At 63.8% G+C, this 20,044-nt stretch carries 15 protein-coding genes; 4 read left to right on the top strand and 11 right to left on the bottom strand.

Features of this window, described 5'->3' with window-relative positions:
* Window positions 1–307 precede the first annotated feature (307 nt).
* Together ACFPTO_RS13915 and gmd are read left to right on the top strand one after the other, a co-directional pair.
* A complete protein-coding gene (locus ACFPTO_RS13915) occupies window positions 308–1,390 on the top strand; it encodes an acyltransferase family protein (RefSeq protein WP_377711917.1) in 1,083 nt (360 codons plus the stop codon).
* A gap of 70 nt (window positions 1,391–1,460) precedes the next feature.
* Window positions 1,461–2,504: a GDP-mannose 4,6-dehydratase gene (gmd, locus tag ACFPTO_RS13910; protein WP_377711916.1), complete on the top strand. Its 1,044-nt coding sequence runs from the start codon at window positions 1,461–1,463 to the stop codon at window positions 2,502–2,504.
* Window positions 2,505–2,571: 67 nt separating this feature from the next.
* Here the strand turns inward: gmd and ACFPTO_RS13905 are convergent, their stop codons facing one another.
* The 10 genes from ACFPTO_RS13905 to ACFPTO_RS13860 all read right to left on the bottom strand — a co-directional run bounded on the left by ACFPTO_RS13905 (window position 2,572) and on the right by ACFPTO_RS13860 (window position 15,532).
* Window positions 2,572–3,744: a glycosyltransferase family 4 protein gene (locus ACFPTO_RS13905; protein ID WP_377711915.1), complete on the bottom strand. Its 1,173-nt coding sequence runs from the start codon at window positions 3,742–3,744 to the stop codon at window positions 2,572–2,574.
* A gap of 46 nt (window positions 3,745–3,790) precedes the next feature.
* Complete coding sequence (locus ACFPTO_RS13900) at window positions 3,791–5,011, bottom strand: glycosyltransferase family 4 protein (protein WP_377711914.1); 1,221 nt, start codon at window positions 5,009–5,011, stop codon at window positions 3,791–3,793.
* Window positions 5,008–6,462 (bottom strand): glucose-6-phosphate isomerase, encoded by a 1,455-nt coding sequence (locus tag ACFPTO_RS13895; RefSeq protein ID WP_377711913.1) that lies wholly within the window; start codon window positions 6,460–6,462, stop codon window positions 5,008–5,010. The genes ACFPTO_RS13900 and ACFPTO_RS13895 overlap by 4 nt, the downstream gene beginning before the upstream one ends.
* 86 nt (window positions 6,463–6,548) lie before the next feature.
* Window positions 6,549–7,694, bottom strand: coding sequence for a glycosyltransferase (locus tag ACFPTO_RS13890; RefSeq protein WP_377711912.1), 1,146 nt, complete (start codon window positions 7,692–7,694; stop codon window positions 6,549–6,551).
* A complete protein-coding gene (locus tag ACFPTO_RS13885) occupies window positions 7,691–8,653 on the bottom strand; it encodes a glycosyltransferase family 2 protein (protein WP_377712106.1) in 963 nt (320 codons plus the stop codon). The genes ACFPTO_RS13890 and ACFPTO_RS13885 overlap by 4 nt, the downstream gene beginning before the upstream one ends.
* Before the next feature lie 36 nt (window positions 8,654–8,689).
* Window positions 8,690–10,912, bottom strand: a complete 2,223-nt coding sequence (locus ACFPTO_RS13880; RefSeq protein WP_377711911.1) for a polysaccharide biosynthesis tyrosine autokinase — start codon at window positions 10,910–10,912, stop codon at window positions 8,690–8,692.
* A gap of 73 nt (window positions 10,913–10,985) precedes the next feature.
* On the bottom strand, window positions 10,986–12,155 hold the full coding sequence (locus tag ACFPTO_RS13875; RefSeq protein ID WP_377711910.1) for a polysaccharide biosynthesis/export family protein: 1,170 nt from the start codon (window positions 12,153–12,155) through the stop codon (window positions 10,986–10,988).
* Window positions 12,149–12,595 carry an arsenate reductase/protein-tyrosine-phosphatase family protein gene (locus ACFPTO_RS13870; RefSeq protein ID WP_377711909.1) on the bottom strand — a complete coding sequence of 149 codons (447 nt, stop codon included), beginning with the start codon at window positions 12,593–12,595 and terminating at the stop codon, window positions 12,149–12,151. The genes ACFPTO_RS13875 and ACFPTO_RS13870 overlap by 7 nt, the downstream gene beginning before the upstream one ends.
* Before the next feature lie 51 nt (window positions 12,596–12,646).
* Window positions 12,647–14,062, bottom strand: coding sequence for a UDP-glucose dehydrogenase family protein (locus ACFPTO_RS13865; RefSeq protein WP_377711908.1), 1,416 nt, complete (start codon window positions 14,060–14,062; stop codon window positions 12,647–12,649).
* A 90-nt stretch (window positions 14,063–14,152) separates the two neighbouring features.
* The gene (locus ACFPTO_RS13860; protein WP_377711907.1) at window positions 14,153–15,532 is read right to left on the bottom strand and encodes an undecaprenyl-phosphate glucose phosphotransferase; all 1,380 of its coding nucleotides are present in this window, start codon (window positions 15,530–15,532) and stop codon (window positions 14,153–14,155) included.
* A 495-nt stretch (window positions 15,533–16,027) separates the two neighbouring features.
* Between ACFPTO_RS13860 and ACFPTO_RS13855 the strand changes: the two genes are divergently transcribed.
* Window positions 16,028–17,545: a mannose-1-phosphate guanylyltransferase/mannose-6-phosphate isomerase gene (locus tag ACFPTO_RS13855; RefSeq protein WP_377711906.1), complete on the top strand. Its 1,518-nt coding sequence runs from the start codon at window positions 16,028–16,030 to the stop codon at window positions 17,543–17,545.
* Window positions 17,546–17,609: 64 nt separating this feature from the next.
* Here ACFPTO_RS13855 and ACFPTO_RS13850 read toward each other — a convergent pair whose 3' ends face one another.
* Window positions 17,610–18,845, bottom strand: a complete 1,236-nt coding sequence (locus ACFPTO_RS13850) for a transposase (RefSeq protein ID WP_377711905.1) — start codon at window positions 18,843–18,845, stop codon at window positions 17,610–17,612.
* Window positions 18,846–19,445: 600 nt separating this feature from the next.
* Here ACFPTO_RS13850 and ACFPTO_RS13845 point away from each other — a divergent pair.
* Entirely contained in the window at window positions 19,446–19,907 is a 462-nt protein-coding gene (locus ACFPTO_RS13845; RefSeq protein ID WP_377711904.1) for a YjjA family protein, read from the top strand.
* Window positions 19,908–20,044: the final 137 nt, after the last annotated feature.

Below are 20,044 nucleotides of genomic sequence, written 5' to 3'. Positions count from 1 at the left end.
AAAAATTCAATGCTTCAACGTTTTCGCCCCGTTTTCACCCTATTTCTGCCCGATCTCTCTTAATGGGGAGAATGCGGTCGAACATGCCGTGTCGTTGGCCGATCGGGGTGCTTTTTTCCGATCCTGACTCGCACCGACCGCGCACTGAAAATCGTGCCACCCTGTTCCGCTCGATAAGGACCCGCTATTCACGCTTCAGATCGCCTTCATTCTCGATTTACAAAGCGAATATATTTCGCGGTTTTTGGCCAATTAATTCTTTTTAGAATGATCCGGACTATCTGCGTATGGACCCACCGGACACCTGATGACCGTCAAGAGCCTCGCCATTCAAAACCCGCCTTCACACCGCATCGTCCAGCTCGACGGACTGCGCGCACTCGCCGTCATGGCCGTGTTCGCCCAGCACGCGTTGCGCGCGCCGCTGTGGATGGGCGTCGATCTGTTTTTCGTGCTCAGCGGTTTTCTGATTACCGGCATCCTGCTCGAACGCAAGGCGCGCGGTCAGTCGTATTTCAGCTATTTCTACGCGCGCCGCATCCGCCGCATCCTGCCGCCTTATCTGTTGCTGATGGTGGTCTCGTCGCTGCTGTTCGGCCTCGGATGGCTACGTTTCTGGCCCTGGTATGCGTTCTTCGCAACGAATATCGGCGACGCGCTCGGGCAGAGCGGCCACGACAGCCTCAACATCCTCTGGTCGCTCGCCGTGGAGGAGCAGTTCTACATCTTCTGGCCCTTCGTGGTGCTGCTGTTGCCGCGACGACTGCTGGCCGTCGTGGCCATGGCGCTGATCGTGATCGTGCCTGTGCTGCGCGCCATCGCCACGCCGTGGTTCGACTCGTTCTGGCCGATCTACTATCTCACGCCGTTCCGCATGGATCTGCTCGCCGCGGGCGCACTGCTTGCGATAGTCGTGCAGCGCGATCGCGACGCGCTCGAACGCTTCAAAGTGCCCGCCGCGATTTTCTTTTTCACCGCACTCGCCGTGCTCGCATGGCTGCATCTGCACTACCCTCGCTTTCGCGCCGCGAATACGCCGCTTTCGAACGCGATGCTCTATAGCGTCTCTCTCGTGCTCTGCACATCGTTGGTCGTCGTCGCGCTGCAATCGAAAGGCATCGTGCGGCGTGCCCTGTCGAATCCCGTACTCGTTTATCTCGGCACGATCAGCTACACGATCTACCTCATTCACCTCACGCTCCTGTACGCCGTGTGGCGGCTCGGACATGGACGCGTGGAGAGCGCCGTTATCGCGCTCGCGCTTACGCTCGTCTATGCGAGCGCCAGCTGGTTCCTTTTCGAAAAGCGCCTGACACGCGGTCCACGCGCGGCGCACACCACGCAGCCGCACGCCACCGCCATGGCGCGCACTTCGGGCACACGGTCCTGATTCATCACCGATCTGACTCACAACAGGATTCACCATCGGACTCACTATCACCTCACGTAAGGGATATTCCATGAATGCACGACGCAAAGCCGTTATCACCGGCGTATCCGGCCAGGACGGCGCCTACCTGACCCGCCTGCTGCTCGACAAGGGCTATCACGTCACCGGCACGTATCGCCGCACCAGTTCCACCAATTTCTGGCGCATGGGCGAACTCGGCGTGCTCGACCATCCCGCACTCGAACTCGTCGAGCACGATCTCACCGATTCGGGCTCCACGCTGCGGCTCATCGAGCATTCGTGTGCGGACGAGGTCTACAACCTCGCGGCGCAAAGCTTCGTCGGCGTGTCGTTCGATCAGCCCGTCACGACCGCCGAAGCCACCGGCATCGGCGCGCTGAATCTGCTGGAAGCGATCCGCATGGTCGATCCCGACATTCGTTTCTATCAGGCCTCCACGTCCGAGATGTTCGGCAAGGTGCGCGCCGTGCCGCAGAACGAAGAAACGCCGTTCTACCCGCGCAGCCCGTACGGCACCGCCAAGCTGTTCGCGCACTGGTCGACGGTCAACTATCGCGAGTCGTACGACATCTTTGCGACGAGCGGCATTCTCTTCAATCACGAATCGCCGCTGCGCGGCCACGAATTCGTGACGCGCAAGATCACGAACGCTGTCGCCAGAATCAAGCTCGGCAAACAAGCCACGCTCGAACTGGGCAACCTCAGCGCCAAGCGCGACTGGGGCTTCGCGGCGGAGTATGTCGAGGGCATGTGGCGCATGGTCCAGGCCGAGCGCCCCGACACTTACGTGCTCGCCACGGGCCGCACGGAAACCGTCCGCGACTTCGTGACGATGGCGTTCGCCGCCGCCGGCATTCAACTCGAATGGTCGGGCCGCGACGAACGCGAAACGGCCGTCGACATCTCCACGGGACGCCAGCTCGTGCGCGTCAATCCGCGCTTCTATCGCCCCGCCGAGGTCGATCTGCTGATCGGCAATGCGAGCAAGGCGCGCGAGGAACTCGGCTGGGAAGCCCGCACCTCGCTTGAACAGTTGTGCCAGATGATGGTGACCGCCGACCTCGCGCGCAACGAGCGCCCTGAAACGTTTTGATGCAGGCGCGCGATAGACACACGCGCGCCGAAGAATGTTGAAAGGGGCACAGCGTGCCCCTTTTCCCTTACTGCACGCCGCGATTCGCTGCGGCGATCGCCTCCGCATAGACTTCCGCCACCCGCTTCGCGACGACCGCATTATCGAAATGATTGCGCGCGTAGTCGCGGCAAGCCTGCGCATCGGGCAGCTTCAGCCTGCCCGAGAGCGCTGAGTCGACGCCGTCCGCAACGGCGTCCGCGCCCGTGGCGGGCAAGACGAGATCCTGCGAGAGACCCGCCACCGCTTCCGGCAGCCCGCCCACCGGCGTCACGAGCACGGGCGTGCCCGCCGAAAGCGATTCGACGGTAATCAGGCCGAATCCTTCGAGCGCGACCGTGGGCACGACGCTCAACGTCGCAGCACGATAAAGCGACGGCAGATGCGCGTCGGGTACGAAGCCGAGCAGCTTCACATTGTCGGCAAGGCCCGCATCGTTGATGCGCTGCTGCAGTTCCGCCTCGAGCCGTCCGCGTCCGGCGATCAGCAGCAGCACATCGGGATGACGCGGCTTGAGCTGCTTGACCGCATCGATCAGGTCTTCGAGACCCATCCGGCGCACGAGCCGGCGCACCGCGAGCACGATCGGCCGGCCCTGCGGCAGTTGCAGCCTGAGCCGCGCTTCGGCGGGCGTGCAAGGCGGATCGAACTGCGCGGTGTCCACACAGCCCGGCACCACGCGCACGCGCTCCGGCGAGATCGCATAGCGCTTCGTGAGGATATCGCCGAACGCGCGCGACAGCACGATGAGCCGCGACGAGCGCTCATACACGGACTGCTCCAGATGGTGCTTGATACGCTGGCTCAAGGTCGCTGCGCCCTCAACGAAGCTCTCGTCGGCCCATGGCCCCTGGAAGTGCGAGACCTGCGGAATGCCGCGCGTCACGTCGAGGCCCGGGAACGTGTAGAGCGCGAAGTGCGACGAAATCACATCGGGCCGATGCCGCCGGATTTCGCGCCGCAGCGCCTGGCGCGCGGACATGAGGCGCAGCGGCAGCGCACGCGAGGCAGAGCCGAAACCGTGAATCGCCCCGCCGCTATCCTGCTCGACTTTCGGCGAACCGGCCACGACGCCGCGCACGTGAACGCCAGCCCCCGGCAGTGCGCCCACGAGCGAGTAATACATGCGGTCGAGTCCACCGGCACGCTCGGGAAACCAGTGCATGCCAATCTGCAGCGAATGGATGGATTGAGTCGTCATTGCGTGTTTCCTTTCCTTGTTCTGCCCGATTGCTTGAATGCGGTATTCAGGGCGTTTCTTCGAGCTGCAGCGAATGCACGCCCGGCATTGCGGCATGGGCGAGATCGTGCGCGTCGCGGTGCGCGACGTCGCTCGCATCGCCGGCTATTTGCCGGTACAGCGCGATGTATTGCGCGGCCATGCGCGCCCAGCCGAACGACATCGCAAGCCGCGCCGCGGCTTTGCCCATCGCGTGCCGTCGCGGCGTGTCGTCGGCGAGTTGCCCCACCGCACGCGCAAGCGCGGCAACATCGTCGGGATCGTCGAGCACGATCCCGCAATCCGGCGTGATGATCTCCGCGCCGCCCGCCGTGCGCGCCGTCACGACAGGCAGACCGGCCGCCATCGCTTCCAGCAGCGAGAGGCTCATCGCTTCGTAGCGCGACGGAAAAACGTAGGCATCGACGGAACGCATCAGCGTCGGCATCTCGCGCACGAGGCCGAGAAAATGCACGCGCGAAGCGATGCCCAGTTCACGCGCCATCGCGGGATATGGGCTGCCCGGCAGATAACCGGCCACCGTGAGATGCACGTGCTCCGGCAAGGCCTTCAACGCATGCAGCACCGTGCCGAGATTTTTGCGCGGCGTGCGCAGGTCGCCGACGAAGAGCAGCAGGAACGCGTCGGCGGGCAGATCGAACTTCAGCCGGTCGGCGCTGGCCGAGGCGAAGGTTTGCGTATCGACGCCGTTGTAAATCACATCGAGCCGCTCCACCGGATTGCCGCCCGACACACGAATTTCGTCGGCCACCTTGCGCGACACGGCCGCAATCACGCGCGAGCGGCGATACGCCCAGCGTTCGAGCACCGCATTCGCACGCGTGTAGACGAACTGGTAGGCGGACCACACGCCACGCGTGAGGCCGAACGGGTAATACTGGCTGCGCGCCCAGCCGCCGTGCACGAAGTGGGCTGTGTTGACATCGGCGCGCGCCCAGGTAATGAAGCCGTTCACATGCAGGACATCGTATTCGGCGCGATGCTGGCGCAGCCACAGCGCGCTCTTCAGCGCGAACACCTGTTGACGCAGCAGATTGGTCGGCCATGCGCGCGACGGTTGCACGCGCACCCATGTCACCTTCGGATGCGCGAGCAGTTCGGGCGCGACGTGCGATGCGATCAGCGTGACGTCGAATCCCTCTTCCAGCGCGGCGCGCGCGATCTCGTGATTGACGCGCCCCTGGCCGTCGTTATGGCGCACGACGTGCGTGACGATTGCGACTCTCAATCGATAACCTCCGTAAAGAGGGTCTCGCGCCGGGTCAGCTTGTGCCAGTGCCCCGCGCTGAGTATGGAAAACACGCTGGAAAACAGCAGCAGGCCACCGGTGCCGACCAGCGAATTGGTAAACACGAGCATCGCGAAGATCGACAACGCGAGACTCAGGCACGCGCACACGTAGCGGTCTTCAGGCATGCGCAGCGCGACGCGCACCGCGCGCGCCAGCAGCCACAACACGCCCGACATGTAGAGCAGCGTGCCCGGCCAGCCCAGCACGAACGGGATGTTCATCACACCGCTGTCGAAGCTGCCGTACTTGCCGAGCTGGCCGTTGTTGCTCGAGAGCTTCGTCGAGGCGCCCGTCGCGCCGAGGCCTTCGCCCGTCACATCGGTAAACGCGGTCTTCGCGAAGTCCGCATAGAACTGGTTGCGCGCTTCGTAGCTCTGGTCGTTGCTGAGGTTCGCGAGCGTATTGAGGCGCTGCTGCATACGGTCCGCCACGGGGCCAACGGTCAGCAGCGGCACGCACACGCCCGCGAGAACGACTGCGCTGATGATGATTCGCACGCGCACGCGGTTGCTCGATTTCATCAACTGGATCAGCATCGCAATCGCCCAGCCGCCCCACGTCGAACGCACGAGCGACAGCGCGAACGCAAAGAAACCGGGGGCTGCTGCGATCCAGCGCACGCGGTGCTTCGCCGCCATCACGAATACCATCGCGCCCATCATCGCGAACGCAAACGGGCCGGACGAATTCATCGTGCTGAACACGCGCACGCCGTAGGGAACGGGGTCGCCTTGCGAATTCATGTCCGAACCGATCATCCACATCGCGTCCCACGGCGGCATCACGAAAAACTGCACGAGACCATAAATGCCCATGACGAGCATGCCGTAGATGAACGTATTGACGATCGTGTCGCGCGACTCGGGATACTGGCGCGTGAGCACCATGATGTGAAAGCCGATCAGAAGCGGATAAAGCCAGTTCGCAAGATCGTAGACGGCGGCGGCCGGGCCGCTCGCCACCACGCCCACCACGAACGCATAGCCGATACCGGCCAGCGCGAGCAGGAGCGGCAGGCCGCGCCGTTGCGCGAGCAACGGGTAGTAGCGCAGCAACGAAATGCCGCTGATCATCGTGACGGCGAGCGGCGCAACCTGGATCAGGCTTGTCGGCGTGAACGCGCCCTTGCCGTAGTCGGCGAGACGCCGCACTTCCGGACTCAGAAACCACAGCCACCACATGAAGCCGATATAGCGCACCGGATTCACGAAGTAGAGCCACAGGCCGGTCATCACCGCGAGCACCGGGAACGCTACCGTGAGCACCGAGCCCTGGTGCGCGACCACGAGCAGCGCCGTCAAGAGCCACAGTGCAAGCGGCGCCAACGTATCGCGGCTCATCGCGCGACGCAGGCCGGACGGCTTGCGCGCCGGCGCGCGCGGCGGCATGGGCATCGCCATGACGGCGGGCGCAGGACCGGGGATGGGACCTGGAACGGGAACAGGGCGAGGCATGGCGGGCGGCAGTCGCATCGTCACATCCCTCGCGGCAGTCCGCGCGCGGCAGACGACGTTCCCGCCGCCGTGCGCGCGTACTGCGCGTCGCGTGCAAGCAGCATTTCGCGCGTGAGTTGCACGTGCTGCCCGGCAAAGTGCTGGGTCGTCAGATCGCGCGTGCGCAATTGCTCGCAGGCGGCGCGGGCCTGATCGAGCGCGCGCGCCGGATTCGTTGCCAACGCATTCACCGCATCGCGCAATTGCTGCGGATTGAACGGCTCGACCCAGGAGACAGCCTGCTCGTCGAAATAATCGTCGAGCGCGCCGACCTTCGTCGCGATCATCGGCTTGCCGAGCGCGGCGGCCTCCAGCATGACGGTGATACCGGAGGCGTGCGTGTTCTGGCGCAACGGCACAACGATCAGATCGGCCCACTCGTAAAGCGCGTGCTGTTGCGTCAGGCCCGATACGCGCACGATCTCCACATTCGACGCGCGCGCCGAGGACGGCATGCGACGGCGCGTGGCAATGCGCACTTCATAGCGCGGGTCGTTGCCCAGCGCGCCAACGAGCGTCGTCCAGTCGCGGTCGCGATCGTTGCCGATGGCAGCGATGCGCACCGGCCCATGCGGCAGCCAGTGCGTGGGCGGGCGCAGCGGGAAATCGCCGGTATTCAGGCCGTAAAGCACGCGGCGCGCTTCGCGGCCGAAATAGCGCCCGCAGAGCGCCGCGTTTTCGCTTGCCAGCGTGGTGAGCAGATCGGCGCGCGCGAGCAGCTTGCGATAGAACGCGCGACGCAGCGCACTGTAGCCCGTCCAGCGATCGAGCAGCCACACGCTCTGCGCGAGCAAGAGCGGGCGCTCCCCGCCCTTGCGTGCATGCATCAGCAAGAGCAGCGCCACGGCCAGATGCTCCTGCTCCGTGTGCGTCCAGATCACGTCCGATTGCAGAATTGCACGGCGATTGCGCCACGTATGAATGAAATCGAAGCCGCACACCGTCTTCAGTGCGCGGCGCAAAAAACGCACGGGTGCGCGTTCGTCGGTATCGCGCGAATAATCGAGCGCGAATTCAGGGGATTGGGCGTGATGGTAACCGTACAGGCTGCCGATATTCTCGCCCTTGCGATAGCGGCGCGGATCGGCGCCGTAAAAAAGATGAACGTGGACTTGCGTACTACTCATTCAGGGTCCTCCGTGTAATCGTGGGCCGCGCGCCAGGCAAGCGCGCGGCGCGCCTCGCGTGCGCCGTTGCGCACCGCGCGCCAGCGCGCGAAGGCGTCGCCCGGCGATCCGGCGCGCAGCGCGCCGAGTCCGGCGTGCAGCAGCCCCGGATAAACACGCGTGCCGACGAGCGCATACCACCACCATGCGGCCTCGCGATGCAGCGGCGAAAGATGGCCGCGCAGGATCAGATGCAGATTGAACGCGGCGTTGCGCATCGACGCGAGCGTCTGCGCGTTGCGCGCGTCTTCGCCGGGACGCGGCGCGGGGTAGTGATCGACGGCGACGAGCGGGTCGTAGACGAGCTTCCAGCCCGCGCGCTTCACGCCCATGCTGAAGGCCATGTCGTTGTGCGTCTGCGCGCCGCTGCCGCGCAAACGCGCATCGAAACGCAGGCTGCCGATTGCCGCGCGCCGGTAACTCATGTTTGCGCCCTTGAGCAGATCGACTTCGCGCGCCTTGCCCACGCCGAGATGATGATTGCCGACGATGCGGCCCGAAGGCCGAAGCTTGCCGACCAGTTCGCGCTCGCCGTCGAGCACGCGCCCCGCTTCGTGGACCCAGTCGCGTCCGCCGAGCGCGCCCAGCTTCGGGTCGATCTCGAACGCCTGGGCGATGCGCGCGACCCAGTCGCTGCGCGGCGCGGCATCGTCGTCGGTGATCGCGATCACGTCGCCCGTGGCGGCCTCGAGCCCGCGATTGAGCGCGGCCACCTGTCCCGGCGCGTCGACGATCGCCACCTCCACGTTCAGCACGCGCGGCGTGACATGTTCGGCGAGGCACGCGTGCGTCGCTTCATCGTCGGCACGCGCGACCACGACGATCTGCTCCGGCGAGCGCGCCTGGCACAGCAGTGCGGACAGGCATCGCGCCAGATCCTCGGGACGGCGATACGTTGGCACGAGTACGGTCACGCGAATGGCGCGCTCAAAGGTTAGGTGATGTCGATCCATGAATCAGGCGCTCAAATATTCCTGCGCGGCTGCATAACCGTACGCATAGCTGCCGCGCGCACGCTGCGGCACCGCATTGAAAATGCCGCCCTGCACACGCACGCCCGCATTGCGAAGACGCTTGAGCGTATCGGCAATCTCGCCTTCCGAATGCATGCCCGAGCGCAGCACGAGGAACGTCGAGCCCGCATGTCCGCCGATGATGGCGGCGTCGGTCACGGCAAGCACCGGCGGCGTGTCGATCAGCAGCACGTCATAGCGCTGCGACAGCCCTTCGAGATATTGGCCAAGGCGCGGCGACATCAGCAGTTCGGACGGATTGGGCGGACGGCGCCCGCATGAGATGAAATGCAGGTTGTCCACTTCGGTCGAGCGAATGGATTCATCGAGCGAGATCTGGCCGGAGAGCAGTTCGGAAAAACCGTTCTCCTGCGAGCCGCCGAGGTAGCGTTCCAGCGTGCCGCGCCGCATGTCGCCGTCGATCATCAGCACGCGCTTGCCCGAGTGCGCAAGCAGCACGGCCAGATTCGCGGTGATAAAGCTCTTGCCGACACCGGGCACCGAACCCGTCAGCATCACCACGCGATTGCGCGCGTCCATCACGCTGAATTGCAGCGAGGTGCGCAGACTCCGCAGGCTTTCGACCGTGAGGTCCTTCGGGTGCACGTTGGCGAGCACTTCGCGCATGCGCGTGCCGCCGCGCACGGGCGCACGCTTTTCGAGCGCCGTCTGCTCCGTGGACATCGGCACGAGGCCAAAAACCGGCAACTGGAATGCGCGCTCGATCTGGTCCGCGTCGACGATGCCCTTGAACATATTGCGGCGCATCAGCACGAAGCCCGTGCCGACAATCAGGCCGAGCAGCGACGCGGCCGAAATGATCAGCAGTTTCTTCGGCTTCGCAGGCTTGCCCGGACGCATCGCCGCATCGACGATATGCACATTGCCGCCCGTACCCACGCGCTGAACCGCCAGCTCCTGAATACGGTTCAGCAGCAGCACGTAAATGTCTTCGGCCACCTTGGCGTCGCGTTGCAGCTGCACGGCTTTAACTTCCGTCGCGGGCAGATCGCGAAAGCGCGTGTCGTATTTGGCGCGTTCGCCTTCCAGTTCGGCAAGCTGCTTATGCGCGGCGATGAGCACCGGATGCGCGTCGCCAAAACGCTGTTGCAGCGAAGCGATCTGCAATTGAAGGGCGGAAATCTGCTGCTCGTACTGCACGCTGCCTTCCAGATAGATCTTCGCCTCGTCGCTCGCGTTGATCGAGCCGGATTTGCTCTGATACGCCGTGAGCGCGGCTTCGGCGTTTTCGAGGTCGGCCTTCAGGCGCGGCTGCTCGCTGCGCAGGAAGTCGAGCATCTTGCTGGCGTCGGCCTGCTTGCTCGCAACGTGCACGCGCAGATACGACTGCGCAAGCGCATTGGCGATTTCAGCCGCCCGCACGGCATCGGTATCTTCAAGCGAGATGTCGATCACGCCCGTTTGCTTGCCCTCTTCCTGCACCGTGATCGCGTTCTGGAATGCCGTGATCGCGTCGAGGTTGTTCATGCGGACCACGGTAAAACGCGTGCCGGGGCGCGCAACCAGCTTGTTCACCAGCAGCGTCACGCCATTGCCCTGCGCGGTTTCGCCCGCCACGCCTTCGAGCAGGCGCTCGCCGTCTGGACTGTGCAGTACGAAGCGTCCGTTCGACAAGGCCGTCAATGTGAGCTTCTTGCCTTCGAGCGCAGGCGTCACGTCGATCGAATCGATGTCGGCGATTTCGCCGCCCCACGCGAACTTGTCGAGGCCGAGCCATGGTTTCGCGGGCGTACCCGGCGTTGCAAGCCGGTTCGCCAGATTGCCGAGCACCGGAAGCGAGACGGGTGTGACGGAGAAGTTCAGCTTGAACTTGTCGACAACCGGCTCGACCACGCTGCGGCTCTTGATCATCGCGATTTCGGCGTCGGTCGGCAGCGACGCCGACGATCCGCTATTGATCGCCGCGCCGGTCTGCGTTTGCGTAAGCGCCTGTGACGTGTAGTCGGCTGGCTCGACGCGAACCTGGGTATCGGCCGTATAGACCGGCTTCGCCACGTAGCAATAAAACACGGCGATGCCGATCACAGCCGCCGCGATGGCGATAAGCCAGCCGATGTCGTCGAGTATGACGCGCAGTAGCTGGCCGAGGACCACGTCCTCTTCTTCGGTGCGAGCCGCCGGGGCCGCCTGCGGGATGATTTGCATGCTCACGTTTCGATCCCCATGAGTAAGTGTTGCTCCTGACTGTGTTCGTCTTCGTACTGAGGCAGCACACGCATCACTTCGCGATCTGCTTGAGATAGAAAACGGTCTGGATGGTCGGCAGCACCTGCTGCAACACGCGGTTGAAGGTAGCCGAGGCGGCCGTGCCGACGTACACGACATCCAGCGGCTTGAGCTGGAATTGCGACGAAAGCATGATCGCGTCCGGTTGCGTCATGTCGAGCCGGTAAATATCCGGCTGAGTGGGGTTGTCTTTCATCCCGCGCATCACGAAGACCTGGCGCGGGTTCGCATCGGTGTCGAGAATGCCGCCCGCCTGCGTGAGCGCATCGGCAATCGTGAGTTTTCCGCGGATCAGGCTCGTCTGCGTCGGCGTTTTCACCTCGCCCATCACGAAGATCCGGCTATCCGTGCGATCCGGTATGTTGATGACGTCGCCGTCCTGAAGCATCACGTTCTGGCTCGCATCGCCGCCATCGAGCATGCGGTCCGCGTCGAGCACGTAGAGCTTGCCGCCGCGCGTGAGACGCACGCGGTTGATGTCGGCGTTGTCGGTCGTGCCGCCCGAGCGCGTGATCGCATCGACGAGCGTCAGCGGCACGTCGCTCATGGCGAGCGGACCCGGCGTCTTCACGTCGCCCGTCACCTGCACTTTCTGGCTGCGGTAAGCGAGCACGCGCACGTCCACCTGCGGGTTCTTCACGTACGGCGCGAGTCCTGACGCGAGCTGGTCGCGCAACTGGCTCGGCGTCTTGCCCGCCGCGCGCACGCGCCCGACGAACGGGAAGTAGATCGTTCCGTCCGCAGCGACCGTCTGCCCGTATGGATCGGCCTGCCCCGGCAGCGCGCTCGTATAGGGCTGCGAGAGCGCCTGACCCACGGTCTGCGTGGTGTTGCCGCCCGCCGAGAACGTCGAGCCCTGCGGCGTCGTGAGTTCCGGATGATCGAAGACCGTCACGCCGAGGATGTCCTGCGGCGCGATGTGATAGGTGTAATTCGCCGCGTCCTGATAGCGCGATGGCGGCATGACCTGCGGCGTCGCCGCACCCTGGGCCTGCTGCATCACGAGTTGCGAGTCGATCAGATGCACCGTCAACTGCTGTTTCGGCTGGTTCGACGGTTCCTCGTGCAATCGCGACGTATCGAGGTAGTTGCCGGGCGCCGTGGAGCACGCCGAAACGAACGCGCTCAGCGCCAGCACTACAGTGAGTTTTTTCCTTAGCATATTCGGCCCATCCATCCCTTCACCAGACGATCCATCAGTTCGAGACTGTCGCAATACACGCCCTCATCGAGGCCGTGCGGATCCGCGACATCCGAGTTTTCCCACTTGCCGAGCGCGAACACTTTGCCGCGCGCGGTGGGTTCGATGCGCTCGATCACGGATACCTGCTTGCGCTCCGTGACGAGCACGAGGTCGGCGGCGCGCACGAGACGCCGCGTCAGGCGGCGCGCGCGATGCTCGCCCACCGCCACGCCGCGTTCTTCGAGCAGGCGCTGCATTACCGGATCCATGTCCGCGCCTTCCTTCGCGTGAATGCCCGCCGAATGGAACGCGTGCTTGCGCGCGCCGGCGCATTCGCGCGAAACCGCACGAAACAGTTGCTCCGCCGCCGGCGAGCGGCAGACGTTCGCGTGACAGACAATCAACACGTCCTGAAACATGGCGGCCCCTTTGTTGCCCGTTGTTTCCCGTTATTGCAGTAAGCGCTGCGATTACGCGGCCTGGGTCCGCACAGCGGACTCGGCGCGTGCGCGGGCCGAATGCGTCGCGCTCGCACGGCCCACGGCGTGATATTCGATGCCGAGTTCCTGAAGCGCGGGCGGATCGTAAAGATTGCGGCCGTCGAATACGATCGGCGACTTCAGCCGCGCTTTCAGCACGTCGAAATCGGGCGCCTTGAATGCCTTCCATTCAGTTGCGATGACAACCGCGTCGGCGCCGTCGACGGCATCCATCGCATCGCTTGCGAACGTGAGCCGCGCGGCCTGCTCGGGCACGTTCGCCAGATCGTGTGCGAGCACGCGCCGTGCCTCGCCGCCCGCAACCGGGTCGTAGGCGCGCACGATCGCACCGCGCGCAAGCAGTTCGGCGATCAGCGTGCGGCTCGGCGCTTCGCGCATGTCGTCGGTATTCGGCTTGAACGCGAGCCCCCAGACAGCGAAGGTCCTTCCGCTCAGGTCCGAGCCGAAGCGCGTGACGATCTTTTGCGCGAGGACGAGCTTTTGCGCGTTGTTGACCGATTCGACCGCGCGGAGAATCTGCAGCGGGTCGCCAAAATCTTCCGCCGTGCGCATCAGCGCTTTCACATCCTTCGGAAAGCACGAGCCGCCGTAACCGCAACCCGCATACAGAAAATCGTAGCCAATGCGCGGATCGGAACCGACGCCGCGGCGCACCGATTCGATATCGGCCCCCACGCGGTCGGCCAGGTTCGCGAGTTCGTTCATGAACGAGATGCGCGTGGCGAGCATCGCATTTGCCGCATATTTCGTGAATTCAGCCGACGCCACGTCCATATACAGCGTGCGTTCGTGATTGCGGTTGAACGGCGCGTACAGGCGCTTCATCATTTCCTTCGCGCGCTCGCCCTGCATGTCGTCATTGCAGCCGAGCACGATACGATCGGGCCGCGCGAAATCTTCCACCGCCGCGCCTTCTTTCAGAAACTCGGGATTCGACATCACAGAAAACATGTGCGATTTACCGCGCTTGCGCAATTCGCTCGCAATGGCGTCGTGCACGAGCGCGGCGGTGCCCACGGGCACGGTCGATTTGTCGACGATCACCTTGAATCCGTTCATGTGCCGCCCGATATTGCGCGCAGCGGCCAGCACGTATTGCAGGTCGGCCGAACCGTCCTCGTCGGGCGGCGTGCCCACCGCGATGAACTGGACGTCGCCGTGCGCAACGGCGGCGGCGACGTCCGTGGAGAACGTGAGGCGCCGCGCGCGGCGGTTGCGTTCGATGATCTCCTGCAGACCCGGCTCGTGAATCGGCACGACGCCCTGATTGAGCATTTCGATCTTGCGTGCGTCGACATCGAGGCAGAACACATCGTTGCCGATGTCGGCCAGACACGCGCCCGTTACGAGACCCACATAACCGCTGCCAATGATCGTCAGATTCATGCACACCTCAAAAAAAGTGATTAGCGATTGCCTACCGTGTGACCGGCGGCGGGACCGGCGGCGCTATCGCGCGCCGCATGCCCGCCCGGCTCAATATGCGTTTTGTCCCGCGAAGCCTTTCCACATCGTCATCGCGACGATCTTCAGGTCGAACATGAAGCTCCAGTGCTGCATGTAATGCAGATCGAAGCGGACGCGGTCGCGCATTTTTTCCACGCGATCGGTTTCGCCGCGAAAGCCGTTGACCTGGGCCCAGCCCGTAATGCCGGGCTTGATGCGATAGCGCTGCATATAGCCGCGCACGAGATTCTTGTAGATGTCGTCGTGTTCGAGCGCGTGCGGGCGCGGCCCGACCACCGACATCTCGCCCTTGAGCACGTTGATGAACTGCGGCAGTTCGTCGAGGCTCGTGCGGCGCAGGAATGCGCCCACCCGCGTGATGCGCGGATCGTTGCGGCGCGCCTGCGTCACCTGTCCCGCGCTTTCCGCGTGCATCTTCATCGAGCGGAACTTGTAGATTTCGAATTCGTTGCCGTCGAGCCCCTTGCGGCGCTGGCGAAACAGCACCGGCCCCGGCGACGAACACTTCACGGCCACTGCGATCACCGCGAGAAGCGGCGCGAGTGCCGCAAGTACGCACGCGGCGAAGAGCCAGTCGAACGCACGCTTGGGCAGCACGCGCAGATCCGTGATCGGCGACGCCGCCAGATTGATTGCGGGCACACCCAGCAGGTCCACGACGGGCTGGCTGAAAAGCGCCAGCGCGCGCACGTCCGGAATGAAGCGGATATTCACGAAGTCATCGCGCAGCTCCGTCACGATGCGATGAATCGTGCGCTCCTTCGAGATCGGCAGCGCCAGCCAAAGCTCGCGAATCCCGTGTTCGCGCACGCGATCGAGCATCGCCGGAAGATTGCGCTCCACCGGCACGCCGTCCACCGTGGCTTCGACATCGGCATCGCAATCCTCATCGAACAGCAGCACGGGGCGAAAGCCCGCTTCCGGGTGCTGGCGCATTTGCTCGACGAGAAAACGCCCATAGCGATCGCCGCCCGCGACGGCCACGTCGCGCTGGTTGTAGCCTTCGCGGCGCAGTCCCTTGAGCACCATGTAGCCGAGCGCCTTCGCCAGGATCAGGAGCACCACCGAAGCCACGGCCCACCACCCGAGCCACAGCCGCGACAGCGAATCCGCGCGGTGTACGCTGAAGCTGAGCAGGATGCCGGTCGCTTCGGCGGCGATCCAGGCAATGCACACGCGGGCGAAGAGGTCGTAGAGCGACTTGCCGCGCCACGACTGATAGATGCCGAACGCAGGGAACATCCAGATCGCCAGCACGCAGTTGAACGCAAGGACGATACTTTCGGCGTCGCTGAGCGGCACGATCCTTCCGTGATGCAAAGCGGCCGCGACCAGCGCGCCCGCAACAATGGCGGCAACGTCGATGATTCTGGCTAGAACGCTAAACATATCCGGCACCTCGGATCAAAAAAAGAATCGCAGCCACGGGCCTGTGTCGTGGCCATCGCGTTATCAAGTTGGGGATTGCGGCGCTCACTGCGCGCCAGCACCGTTAAATCGCATCCGAATTAACCCTAATATGGCGCGATAAAAATTGATTCCGCAAGGCGCAAAAATATCTCCAAATGTATCGTTATGCGGATGGCCTTTTATAAGCGAATATTTTCGGCAAGATTTGCGGATTCTCGCTGCCGGAGGGCTCGAAGCGCGCGCCGTTTCTGGCGCATTCTTACCGATTTCAGGCTACCGGCATCGCACCCGTCCGGAACGCCTTTCTGCCTGTCCGCCATTTTTTATTTTATTTTTTACTCGCGAATTCGCTTAATCGAAAATCCGGGTCAGGCTGAAATCGTTATTTTTTCATTTTCTTAATTACCCTCTTTTAATTCATGAATTTCAGCATGCTACAAATGACCTGACCGAAACCCTCTTCAGGAGAGCGAGATGATGGAAACGGGTTCCGCAACAGCTACGGTGCGCGCGGCCAAACGCAGCGATTCGCGCAGCACACTGCAGGTCTGCCCCGTGGTACTGGCAGGCGGCGCGGGTTCGAGGCTGTGGCCCCTGTCACGGGAGCAGTACCCCAAGCAGATGATCAACCTCGTCGGCGAACGGTCGCTGCTCGCCGAAACGGCGGGACGCCTCGACGCGCTGGCCGAACAGGTCACGCTTGCGGATCAGTTGCTGATCGTGTGCAACGAAGAGCATCGCTTCACGACCGCCGAGCAGGTGCGGCACGAAGGCAAGCGTGCGCGTCTCATCCTTGAGCCAGCGGGCCGCGACACCGCACCCGCGCTGACGATCGCCGCGCTTTCGGTCGTTGCAGAACAGCAGGACGGCATTCTTGTCGTGATGCCCGCCGATCACGCGCTCGCCGATCTCGGCGCATTCCAGGCCGCCGTGGCCGAGGGCGTGCGTCATGCGGCAGCGGGCCAGATCGTCACGATGGGCATCGTGCCGACCCGCCCCGAAGTGGGCTATGGCTACATTCACGTCGGCGAGCCGCTGGCCGCAGCCGCTCCCGATGGCGCGCGGCGCCTGAACAGTTTTGTCGAGAAGCCCTATTTCGAGCTGGCGAAGCAGTATGTCGCATCGAAAAGCTACTGGTGGAACAGCGGCATCTTCATTGTGCGCGCAACCACGTGGCTGAAGGCGATCCGCCATTTCCAGCCCGCGATATACGAGGCCTGTGTCGCCGCGACGAAAAGCGGCAGTAGCGACGGCGACTTCTTTCGCGTCGGACGCGAAGCGTTCGAGCAGGCACCGTCGAACTCGATCGACTACGCGGTCATGGAGCCGCTCGCGACCGACCCGTCCGTGGCAACCGCCGTGGTCGTGCCGCTCACGGCGGGCTGGACCGATCTCGGTTCGTGGGACACGGTGTGGCAAGTGTCGCCGAAGGACGACGAGGGCAACGTGGCGCACGGGCGCGTGATGTTCGAAGGCGCCAGCGATACGTTCGCGCATTCGGATGGACGGCTGGTTGCGTGCCTCGGCACCCAGGATCTCATCGTCGTCGAGACGGCGGATGCCGTGCTCGTGGCCGACCGTTCGCGCTCGCAGGACGTGAAGAAGGTCGTGCAACGCATTCGTGCGCAGCATGGCAGCGAGGCCGTCACGCATCGGCTCGTGCAGCGCCCATGGGGACATTACGACTGCGTCGACGGCGGCGAACGCTTCCAGGTCAAGCGCATCGTCGTCGATCCGGGTGCACGTCTGTCGCTACAGATGCATCATCATCGCGCCGAACACTGGGTTGTGGTGCGCGGCACGGCGCTCGTCACGCGTGGTGAAGAGCGCTTTATCGTGTCCGAGAACGAATCGGCCTACATTCCGCTCGGCGTCGCGCATCGGCTCGAAAACCCCGGCAAAATGCCGCTCGAAATCATTGAGGTGCAGTCGGGTTCGTACCTTGGCGAGGACGATATCGTGCGTCTTGACGATCAATATGGCCGGCAATAAGCGGCCAGGCATGAGCGAACGCGGCGCGGATGCGCCGCGAGCCGCGCTGCACCGGGCCCGCGTATCAGCCTGCGTGGGCCCGCGTGCGCGGTCTGTATTGCGGATCGGCGCTGCGACGCTCGGAGGAACGGCTCGCCTCGGCGCCGCTATCGCGCCTGTCGTTGGCCGACACCAGCGCGCCGGACGCCGTAAAGCGCTGCAGCGGCACGAGACGTGCATTGGCGGGCGCACCCGTGGTTGCCATCGCGCTTGCGACTGCGTCCGCCACCGTGCTGGGTACTACGTTTGGTGCCACGTTTTGCACCGCATTCACCACCGCGTTTGTCACCGCGCTTGTCACCGCATTCGTCACCGCGTTTGTCACAACAGGTACGGTGCGCGTGACGACCGCGTTGGCTGGCGCGTGTGCGACCGCCGCACCGGCCGTATGCTGACCGGGCGCTGCGGCCTGCGCAGCAGGTCCGCCGACGCACTCGCGTTCGATCCAGTCACGCCCCCAATCCAATGCGAAACGCTTGGCCGCGTCGCGGTCCTGGAACGGCGGCCCGATTAGCCCGGAGCGCTCGACACGCTGGTTGTCCTTGAGGATCTCCACGGCCGCGCGATACATGCGGTTGCGCACCGGCTGCACGGTCAGTTTCATCACATAACCGCGCCATTCGGCAACCTGCGCCAGGTGCGGCGTACGGTTCGTCCACGTCGGACTACGCGCCGCCACGGGACTTTCGTCGCGCGGTACAGGAACGGATGCGGGTGCAACGGGTGCGTGCGCGCGCTTGCGCGCGTGCACCGGCGCAGCGGGCGGCGCGTCGTTCGCGAGCACGGGCGGCTCCGCGGCCACGAGCTGGCGCGTCATGCTTTCGATCGGATCGGCGAGCGGCGCATCGGCCCTGCTTGCGGGTGCCTGCCATGCATCCGGACTCTTCCAGTAAACAGCAGGCAATCCATCGTCGGGATCCGTTTCATCGGCAATCGCGGCGACAGTCTCTGCCACAGGCTGCGGGGGTTCGGGCACGTAGACGAAACTACGCCCGCTCTGTGTGAGCCGTTGAACGATTTCGACGAGCGTGCCGCTCGCGTGCCATTCGTCGAAACGGCGGCGGCAAGTGGGCCCGGAAGGATAGCGCGCGGGCAGGCGCGACCACGATTCACCCGTGGTCAAAATCCACAACACCGCATTGGCCACAACCCGCGGCTCCGCACGAGGCCGGCCGCGGCGATTGATTCGAATAGGCGGTTCATCGGATACGAGCGACGACACCATCATCCACTCGTCATCGCTCAGTTCTTCGAAATTCATGCTGTTCTCCACGCAGCCGGACCAGAGCTGCAGTGACAAAGCATCCGCGCGCGAATCATGGTTGATTCGCGCGAGAATACTCGGTTGCACCATTTGCTTGTATGCCTGGCTCATTTGCGTCAGACGCTGCACTCAGGAAGTGCGCGTATTCACGGTAGTGACGCAAAGAACGTGGTCTCACTCGTGCACGGGAGAAATTGTGCAGGAAGCATACCACCTGAAACCGGCCACTGAGGAGGGCCGAAATAAGTGTTACGGTTAGAAACAAACTGAAGGCATAAACAGCGTGATTTTTGCCGAAATACACCTGTAAGTACGGCATTTATTCCTGATTTGCGATTCGCAACGCTGCATGGGCGGTATGCGAGTGGCCTCCATCGCAGCAGGTAAAGCGTGCATTTTCCCTCGACCGGTTATCTCGTGCTGTTGCGATCACAACCAACGGCAGAACGATGACATTGAACGACAACATGGCTGGCCGCGCGGGTTGCACCTCGCCCGCCGCCGACGGCCCTGTCCGACGCTGCGGCAACCCAGGCGCGTCATATAAACGAATCCGTTTATAGTGATAAATCATCGGCTCACCTCGGAGGTTCGTGTATGCAAACGTCTGTACCGCGCCTCGCCGCAGCGCTCGCCATCGGCCTTGTCTTGCCGTTGTCGGCCGCACATGCCCAGCTCGGCAACCTGCTGAACCAGGGCACAACGGGCGGCTCGGCCGGGAATGCACTCGGCAATCTCGGCAATGTCGGCAATCTCGGCAGCCCGCTTTCCGGCGCGTCCGTCACGTCGAACAGTGTCGGCAATGTGACCGGCCTGCTCCAGTACTGCATCAAGAACAATTATCTGAACGCCGATGCTGCGGGCAGCGTCAAGGACTCGCTGCTCAGCAAGCTGCCGGGCGGCGCGAACACGACGGACACCGGCTACCAGCAAGGCAGCAGCGGCATTCTGACCGCCGGCAACGGCTCGAAGCTCGATCTCTCGGGCAGCGGACTCAAGCAGGCCGCCACGCGCCAGGTCTGCGACAAGATCCTGGCCCAGGCGAAATCGATGCTGTAGAGCCGGTTCACATTGATAACGTGCTTGCACTAGCACCCCCCTGTCGTGCCACAATCAGTGGCACGGCAAGGCACGCGCGCAAATTTTGTGCCGCGCGCCGTTGAACATGAATGCGGCCGGAATGTCGAAAGAGTTTC

The organism is Paraburkholderia denitrificans (genome assembly GCF_042655705.1).
Taxonomy (GTDB): Bacteria; Pseudomonadota; Gammaproteobacteria; order Burkholderiales; family Burkholderiaceae; genus Paraburkholderia; species Paraburkholderia denitrificans.
This window is presented reverse-complemented; position numbering and strand designations above follow the sequence as displayed.

Coding starts and splice junctions, on each gene's coding strand:
- ACFPTO_RS13915 (WP_377711917.1), top strand. CDS start 308: ATGACCGTCAAGAGCCTCGCCATTCAAAACCCGCCTTCACACCGCATC.
- gmd (WP_377711916.1), top strand. CDS start 1,461: ATGAATGCACGACGCAAAGCCGTTATCACCGGCGTATCCGGCCAGGAC.
- ACFPTO_RS13905 (WP_377711915.1), bottom strand. CDS start 3,744: ATGACGACTCAATCCATCCATTCGCTGCAGATTGGCATGCACTGGTTT.
- ACFPTO_RS13895 (WP_377711913.1), bottom strand. CDS start 6,462: ATGCCGCCGCGCGCGCCGGCGCGCAAGCCGTCCGGCCTGCGTCGCGCG.
- ACFPTO_RS13890 (WP_377711912.1), bottom strand. CDS start 7,694: ATGAGTAGTACGCAAGTCCACGTTCATCTTTTTTACGGCGCCGATCCG.
- ACFPTO_RS13880 (WP_377711911.1), bottom strand. CDS start 10,912: ATGCAAATCATCCCGCAGGCGGCCCCGGCGGCTCGCACCGAAGAAGAG.
- ACFPTO_RS13875 (WP_377711910.1), bottom strand. CDS start 12,155: ATGCTAAGGAAAAAACTCACTGTAGTGCTGGCGCTGAGCGCGTTCGTT.
- ACFPTO_RS13870 (WP_377711909.1), bottom strand. CDS start 12,595: ATGTTTCAGGACGTGTTGATTGTCTGTCACGCGAACGTCTGCCGCTCG.
- ACFPTO_RS13865 (WP_377711908.1), bottom strand. CDS start 14,062: ATGAATCTGACGATCATTGGCAGCGGTTATGTGGGTCTCGTAACGGGC.
- ACFPTO_RS13860 (WP_377711907.1), bottom strand. CDS start 15,532: ATGTTTAGCGTTCTAGCCAGAATCATCGACGTTGCCGCCATTGTTGCG.
- ACFPTO_RS13855 (WP_377711906.1), top strand. CDS start 16,028: ATGATGGAAACGGGTTCCGCAACAGCTACGGTGCGCGCGGCCAAACGC.
- ACFPTO_RS13850 (WP_377711905.1), bottom strand. CDS start 18,845: ATGAATTTCGAAGAACTGAGCGATGACGAGTGGATGATGGTGTCGTCG.
- ACFPTO_RS13845 (WP_377711904.1), top strand. CDS start 19,446: ATGCAAACGTCTGTACCGCGCCTCGCCGCAGCGCTCGCCATCGGCCTT.